The 7,850-nt window shown below is 35.6% G+C and carries 6 protein-coding genes; 4 read left to right on the top strand and 2 right to left on the bottom strand.

The features are described 5' to 3' along the window. The first annotated feature begins 162 nt into the window (after positions 1 to 162). Together E1171_RS12435 and E1171_RS12430 are read left to right on the top strand one after the other, a co-directional pair. Positions 163 to 726 carry a DinB family protein gene (locus E1171_RS12435; RefSeq protein ID WP_155206330.1) on the top strand — a complete coding sequence of 188 codons (564 nt, stop codon included), beginning with the start codon at positions 163 to 165 and terminating at the stop codon, positions 724 to 726. Between the two features lie 301 nt (positions 727 to 1,027). Then, entirely contained in the window at positions 1,028 to 2,536 is a 1,509-nt protein-coding gene (locus tag E1171_RS12430; protein WP_155206329.1) for a glycosyltransferase family protein, read from the top strand. Positions 2,537 to 2,762: 226 nt separating this feature from the next. On the opposite strand, the gene E1171_RS12425 is transcribed toward E1171_RS12430, so the two are convergent. Then, entirely contained in the window at positions 2,763 to 4,352 is a 1,590-nt protein-coding gene (locus tag E1171_RS12425; protein WP_155206328.1) for an amidase, read from the bottom strand. Between the two features lie 503 nt (positions 4,353 to 4,855). On the opposite strand from E1171_RS12425, the gene E1171_RS12420 reads away from it, so the two are divergent. Further along, positions 4,856 to 5,425, top strand: coding sequence for a porin family protein (locus tag E1171_RS12420; protein WP_155206327.1), 570 nt, complete (start codon positions 4,856 to 4,858; stop codon positions 5,423 to 5,425). Between the two features lie 369 nt (positions 5,426 to 5,794). After that, positions 5,795 to 6,070: a hypothetical protein gene (locus E1171_RS12415; protein ID WP_155206326.1), complete on the top strand. Its 276-nt coding sequence runs from the start codon at positions 5,795 to 5,797 to the stop codon at positions 6,068 to 6,070. Positions 6,071 to 6,244: 174 nt separating this feature from the next. Here E1171_RS12415 and treF read toward each other — a convergent pair. Then, positions 6,245 to 7,850: alpha,alpha-trehalase TreF (gene treF / locus E1171_RS12410; RefSeq protein WP_343031356.1), on the bottom strand; the 1,606-nt coding region annotated here is incomplete at its 5' end.

Raw genomic sequence — 7,850 nt, 5'->3', positions numbered from 1 at the left:
CCCATTAATTTCTGATAAGAATTGTTTTATTGCTATCATTAAGAAAAAACTCAGTCTATTAAGGGCAATTCTCTCTAAAAAAGCTAAAGAATGCCAGGAAATGCTCTAAGCCGAATAGATCAATTTTAAATAAAGCCAAAATGACAACCTTTGAAAAAAAATATGAAAATAGAACAAAGACAACTCATTGATGACCTTCAAAGAAGGACAAAAGATTGCATAGGAAAAGTTCAACAGTTCAAATCTTTAAACCAAAAACAACTAAACTGGAAATCGGCCCCTGATAGTTGGAGTATTTTGGAATGCCTGGAACACCTTAACCTTTATGGGGATTTTTATTTGGTGGAAATAGAAAACCGTATTTTAAAAGCCCCTAAATCTCAACATTCCCTTAAATTTAAAAGTGGATTTTTAGGTAATTACTTTGCTCAAAGTATGCTCCCCAAAAAGGGAAAAATAAAAAAGATGAAAACTTTTAAGGACAAGAACCCCCTAAACTCTGAGCTTTCATTTAGCACTCTAGAGCGATTTCTTAAACAACAAGAAAAGATGTTGAATCTTTTAGAAGAGGCCAGAAAACTGGACCTTATGAAATGCAAAACAGCAATTTCCATCAGCAAATGGATTAAATTACAGTTGGGAGACACTTTTCGGGTAGTTATTTACCACAATGAACGCCATATTTTACAGGCTAAAAATGTAATTCAGAAGATGCAATTACCTTAATAAATGAATAAAAACCCATAAAATCAAAACCAAAACAGGATTTTCCGATCTATGTTTTTTCTGATTTTCATCACCTTTATTGTTTATATTTAAAAATTTCGATTTTTTAAATATTTGTATTGAAAACCCCTAAATAACCTTATTATTGATATTTGTAAAAAAACAGTTTTTTCAATACGAGGATTTTTACCTAAAAAAGGATAATAAACATTTTCCATTTAAAAAGGAAGTTACTTTATCTCATACTAAATCTTTTATAAAAAACTTTAAGGTATTAGCCGAATTCTACTTTTAATTAAAAATGACTTTTTTAAATAATTTCAACTTGCAGTTGAAGCACTGCTATTTTTTAGGTGGCCTTATTCTTTTTCTTACAGCTTTTTTCTCCGCTGGTTTTCATCACCTTGACGAACATTTTCAAATATTAGAATATGCAGGGTTAAAAGTAGGGACCGTCCAGGAAAGCAATTTGGCATGGGAATACCACTATCAAATTCGTCCGGCCATTCAGCCCTTTATTGCAACAAATATTTATAGGTCTCTAGGCTTTGTTGGGATAAAAGATCCATTTATTGTGGCCTTCTTCCTTAGACTATTATCCGCCCTGCTTACTTTCTTAACTATGCGGATAATGTATAAGGCATTTGTCGAGGAAATAAAGGACAAAACCTTAAAACATTGGTTTGCTTTTTTAACCTTCTTTTTATGGATTGCTATTTACAATGGCGTAAGGTTTTCTTCTGAAAATTGGTCCGGAGCGCTAATAATTATTGCGTTGGGGATTTTCAAATTAAATAAAACCAAAGATGCCGGTTTAAAAGACTTATTCATTGGTTTACTTTTAGGTTTAGCGTTCATATTTCGATTTCAAGCAGGCTTCCTCATTTTGGGCTTTCTCCTCTGGCTATTGATAATTAATAGGAGTCATTTTCAGAATCTTCTTTTAATTGGAGTCGGACTTATAGTAAGCATTGGTTTTGGAGTCCTTATCGATCGATGGTTCTATAATGAATGGGTCATTACAGCTTGGAATTATTTGAACAAATTTTTCGACAAAGATGTATCTGATTTTGGAGAAAGCCCGTGGTGGTATTACCTAAATAAAGTATTTTTTGAATTAATCCCTCCTTTCAGCCTCCTATTCCTTTTAGCTCCTATAGTATTTTTCATTTTTAAACCAAAGAATATAATTACTTGGACAGTTTTTCCTTTTCTTCTTGTTCATTTTCTAATTGGTCATAAAGAAAGCCGTTTTCTCTTTCCTTTAATTGGGTTTCTGCCCATTATGGTCATTTATTCCTTACAAATTCTCAAACAACGATGGAAACAAGGGCTTTTTTCTAGTCGATGGGGTCAAAGGTTTTCTAAAGGTTTCTTTATTTTTAACATCCTTTTCTTGATCCTAATTACCTTTCGGCCCGCTAATAGTGTAGGCTTATACCAACTAATTTACCGAAAATATAAGGAGCCGATTTCCCTATATTACCTTGAAAATAATCCATTTGTGGGAGTTACGGATATATATTTAAAAAAGCCTATTGTTTTTGAATTCTATATGGGAGAAAACCTTCATTTACAAAAAACCGACCTGGAGGAACTAAAAACAATTAGGTCAGATCAAAAATATTTGCTTGTGGTTAGAGATAAAGAAATTGTAACCCAATTACCAGGAAAAAATCGACTGATATATTCTACTTACCCGGAATGGTTAAGAAATTTTAATATCAATAATTGGATCTCCAGAACCCGATGGAGGTACCTCTATGAAATAGATAATACTTTACCTTCAAATTTGAAAGTAAAAAAGTGAAGAGGCTGATTGAAAAACAAAAACCTTTTATTCTTTTAATTACAATAACAACTGTAGTAGAAGATATTTAAAACAATAATGTCCTTTTAGTTATCCCATTCTATATAATTATCATTTTATCTTTACCCAAGGGGTTTTTATTATTTGTCTAGAATCAAGCCCCCCTTGGAATCCCTAGTTGCAAAATGAAGGAAAATAATATAATGGGGAATTCATCTCTATAACTTTAATTTTCTAAATATTTGGGTACAATTCTATGTTTGGTTCCTTGCTCATAGGCATAAGCAATTTCCAACAATACGGGTTCACTCCAGGCTCTTCCAAAGAAAGAAATCCCGACAGGTAAGCCATCGATTTCACCCATGGGAACGGTGATATTGGGATAACCCGAAATTGCCGCAGGGGAAGAGCTTCCTAATTGATAGTGGTCTCCATTAATCAAGTCTGTTTTCCAAGCCGGCGAGCCTGTTGGAGAAATTATAGCATCTAATTGGTGCTTATCCATAACTCGGTCTACTCCTTTCTCACGCATATTGGTCAGCATTTTTTTCAGTGATTCTTTATAAGGTTTTGAGTTTAAGTCGCCCTTTTCATGTGCCATGATTAATATCGCCTGATCATAATACCTAAGCTCTAATGAATCCGCTTCATTGAATTTAATTAACTCACCCAGATTCTTTATCGGAGCATTGGGCCCTAGTGAAGCAAAATACTTATTTAATCCATCTTTGAATTCATATAACATCACCTCCAAAGACTCACTATTTACATTTACCTTTGAAATTTCATCCAGCTCCACTATTTCCACCCCTTGGCTTTTTAAATATTCTACTGCCTTCTTCATCACATCATCCACTTTATAATTTCGCCCAAAGGGTTTCTTGTACAAACCAATTCTTTTTCCCTTCAACCCATCCCTTTTTAGGAATTGAGTATAATCATGATGATACTTTCCTTCGCTCAAAAGGGTCTTGCTGTCCAAGGAATCTACTCCTACCATTACTCCTAATGCAATAGCAGCGTCCATAACCGTTCTAGCCATAGGCCCAGCGGTATCTTGAGTAAAAGAAATAGGAATTATTCCTGCCCTACTAATCAATCCCACGGTTGGTTTAATTCCCACGATTCCATTGTTATTAGAAGGACAAACAATGGAGCCATTGGTTTCAGTACCAATGGCAAGCATGGTCAAATTAGCAGAAACGGAAACACCCGATCCGGAAGAGGAACCACAAGGATTTCGGTCTAAAACATAAGGGTTTTTGGTTTGGCCTCCAATACCGCTCCACCCACTGGAAGATAAGTTTCCCCGAAAGTTAGCCCATTCACTCAAGTTAGCCTTACCTATGATCACAGCACCTGCTTCTCTTAAATTCTTAGCCACCCAACTATCTTGCAAGGGATGGGAGCCCATTAATGCCCTAGATCCTGCAGTGGTTTCCATATTGTCATGGGTATCTATGTTATCCTTCAATAATACTGGAATACCATGCAAAGGGCCTCTTGTATTACCTGCCTGATATTCTTCATCCAATTGTCTAGCTATTTCTAAAGCATCCGGATTAACTTGAATAACCGAATGAAGCTGGGGGCCATTTTGATCAATTTCCTTAATGCGCCTCAAATAGATTTGTGTTACTTCCTGAATAGTATAATCTCCCTTTTGGTAGGCTTGCTGAAGCTGATCTATCCTGTATTCTTCGAAAGGAAAAGTACTCTCCTCTATTTTAACTTTCTTTTTGTCTTCTTGCGTTTGACACGAATAAATAATTATGGGTAGAAATGCTGAAAAAACCAGAGCTAAATATTTTCTCATTTTTTAAATATGTTAAAGAAGAAGTTAAAACATTTAGTTTAATGATATCTATTGTCCTTTTTCTATTTATTCCTTTTTACTAGCCTTCTATTTTTAAAATAAAAATAAGTTAGGTGTAACTCTAATAGACCTATAAATAGTTTAAGTTCAAATTCTACTCTTCACCTTTATGAAGATCCAAGTTTCATTAAAAATAGAAATAATTTCCCACAAAAAATACATATATAATTTTACTACTCTTTAAAACAGATCTTCTTTTTCGGGATCTATTTTTTATAGCAATAAGCTTAATCAGAAAAATTCTTTCAAAATGGGAGAAACATACTATCTATAAAACCAGGCACCCAGCACACTTGCCCTCATTTTGATTATTCCAAAAATTAACCCACCCCCTCAACTAGGCTGGCATTGTCTTTGAAAGGACTTTAAACATATTTTTTTGGTACAGTAAAAACCTGTACCCGTATACTATTTTTTTAACTTAATACATAAAAATCAGACGTATGAAGAAGAGCATTGGCTTATTGGCTTTGATTTGCCTCCTTTCAACCTGGAGCGCAAAAGCACAGGAAGTGGAACTAGGATTAAAAGGAGGTCTGAACTTTTCAACTTTAGGAGAAAATTCTGATAATGATCCTTTAAAATTGGGTTTTCATGCGGGAGGCTATTTGTCTGTACCCGTTTCCCCTAACTTTTCTATTCAACCCGAATTGCTTTATTCTCAGCAGGGAGAAATTTCGGATTGGGAAAACGCTACATACCGCTATGACTACATTAATGTACCCGTGATGGGAAAAATTTACCTCACTGACGGCCTGAATGTACAAATTGGCCCACAACTAGGTTTTTTAACCGCCGCAAAATATAAAACAGGAAGGAATACCAAAGACATCACAGATGAAATTAACCCATTAGACCTTTCACTCGGCTTTGGAGTAGGTTATGAGGGTCGGTCAGGAGCTAATTTCACCCTCCGCTATAATGCTGGATTATATGATACGGAGAAGTATCCTAAAACCGATTATAATTATTACAACCAGGTTATTCAGATTTCTCTGGGACATAGTATTTAAATGAAAATTCTAGGGACGAAAAATTTTTGTCCCTAGAATTTTTTCTTCGATCATGGAATAAATCAGAAAACCAGCTCCCTCACACTCTTCTCAACCTTTGGGAACTCCAATCTTCATGTCCAAACTTCTCCAACCTTTTATCCAATTGAATGTTAGTCTACCGTTTAAACAAAAAGCCGGAGAACTTCAAAATATTGTAAAATTCTAAAACACAAAAAATGTTTTTCAATCCACCGCAAGAAGTCACTGGTCGATAAATAAAGTTAACAAGCCTCTTAGAACCATCTAAATCTCTCCAATGTTTTAAATCAAACAGTAGAGAACCAATTATACTTTTGCATACCAAAAGCATATAAAAATATGGCAACAATGCATCATTTAGCAAAGAAAATCGCAGAAAAGGGTCATATTGCGGCCACCGAAAAAAACATAGAACAAATAAAAACTATCATTAATCGAGAAATTACTTTGGGCAACGATATTGCACATGTTGGCATGGCCATTTTGGATCATTTTAATGCTCCGGTAAAGGGTCGCCTAGAACATGGAGTCAGAACTCATACCGCGGTTAGAGGAAATAAAAAAGGCCGACTGGAAGAAGTTAAAACTGTTTTACATAATTATTATACTAAGGGAGCGGCCTAAAAACGTGGACAATTTATATCGATTCCAACTCATAAAGCGCTGATTTTTATATGATATTTTAGGGAGTGCATTTTATTGCAGGGAGTTTATTTTTACAACTTCCCTATTACAAAGCACTGCCCTTTTTAATTATTAGACTTGATCCGAAAAAATCAACAACCTGCAAAAACCTTATCAATTTGAATTATTGTCAAGGTGCTTTAGCTTTAAATAAACTCCGTTAGTCCATCCAAAACCGTCCTGAAGAGGATACTCTCCACCACCAGCCTCCAAGCTCAAGTCTTCTACATTGTATTTTTCCATCATCTTTCCCGTTCTTTGAAAAACCGCTTCATTTAGATGAAGCCACCGCTTACTGATTTCATTTGCTAAAGAGTCGTGTCCATAATTTTTCAATCCCCAAACGGTCATCCATTGCAAAGGAGCCCAACCATTAGGTGGATACCATTGATGTGCGGTAGTTTGAAGAGTAGAAACTACTCCCCCTTCTTTCAAAAAGTCTTTTGCAATTTTTTTGACAACCTCATCCGCTACCTTTTGAGGAACTATTTTAAAGCACAAAGGATATACGGCAGCTAAAGATAACCGCCTACTTTGTTGTTTGGTTTTAAAGTTAAAATCCATCAAAAAATGATCATCTTCGTTCCAAAAATATTGAAGCATAGCTTTTTTCCTTAATTGCGCCTTCACTTTAAAACTATTGGCTAAAGATTTATCACCCGATAACTCACCCGCCCTGGAAATATTCAATTCAAGCTGATACAATAGGGCATTAAGATCAACTGGAATAATATCGGTGGTTTCTATAGTGTGTATGTCCTGGCCATCCTTAAACCAACGGGAGCTAAAATCCCAACCAGATTCTGCTCCTGCTCTCAAATGTTTAAACATCTCCGCTTTTGGTGAAGCCGCATTTTTAGAGACCAAAACATCTTCAAAATAGCTTTCATCTCTCGGCCCTTCAAAATCATCCCAATACCTGTTCAAAACATGTTTTCCATCCAAAAGAACAACTCGATCCTGTGCTGCTTTCGTTGGAGATAAATTCTCGGCATTCCGCATCCAAAATTTATGTTCCTTCAGCATTGCTGGAAGGTATTTTACCATTACGGTATCTCCCTCCATGGAAGCCAGCAAGTCCACCATCAAAGAAAAAAATGGTGGTTGAGAACGCCCTAGATAATAAGTTCGGCTTCCATTAGGAATAAAACCAAACTCATTGATCAGATTGGCAAAATTTTTTACCATTCCCTCTATCAAATCCACTCTACCGCTTTCTGCAAGTCCTAACATTGTGAAATAGGAATCCCAGTAGTAAATCTCCGTAAACCTGCCTCCCGGCACCACATAGGGATAATCTAAGCGAATCCTACTTCCTTTCTGTTCCCCATCTGCTTCTCTTTCCAGTTGATCCCAAAGTTTAGTAATATGTGCTTCTACGGTTGCACTCTGGTCCATTTCTACCCTGAAGCTTTCCTTTGGTGGAAGTTCAAAATTCTGATGAACAAACTCTTCCATAACAAAACCCTCTTTTATATTCTGGCTTTTATAAATAGTCACAATTTCTTGAGGGTCCTTATTGGGGACCATATCCACAAAGGTTTTTCCATCCGGAAAAATTCTGGCCATTTGCACATCGTCTAAAAGTTCTCCATAAATCTGATGAGGAGTAAGAGATTCTAAATCCAACTCCTTGGAATTAGAATTTAGTTGTTGCCTATTTTCAGTGGCACAGGATACATTAAAAAAGATTAAGGTGATGTATAGAAATGATAGATAC

It is taken from the genome of Xanthovirga aplysinae, from assembly GCF_009711365.1.
GTDB lineage: Bacteria > Bacteroidota > Bacteroidia > Cytophagales > Cyclobacteriaceae > Xanthovirga > Xanthovirga aplysinae.
This window is presented reverse-complemented; position numbering and strand designations above follow the sequence as displayed.

Coding starts and splice junctions, on each gene's coding strand:
- E1171_RS12435 (WP_155206330.1), top strand. CDS start 163: ATGAAAATAGAACAAAGACAACTCATTGATGACCTTCAAAGAAGGACA.
- E1171_RS12430 (WP_155206329.1), top strand. CDS start 1,028: ATGACTTTTTTAAATAATTTCAACTTGCAGTTGAAGCACTGCTATTTT.
- E1171_RS12425 (WP_155206328.1), bottom strand. CDS start 4,352: ATGAGAAAATATTTAGCTCTGGTTTTTTCAGCATTTCTACCCATAATT.
- E1171_RS12420 (WP_155206327.1), top strand. CDS start 4,856: ATGAAGAAGAGCATTGGCTTATTGGCTTTGATTTGCCTCCTTTCAACC.
- E1171_RS12415 (WP_155206326.1), top strand. CDS start 5,795: ATGCATCATTTAGCAAAGAAAATCGCAGAAAAGGGTCATATTGCGGCC.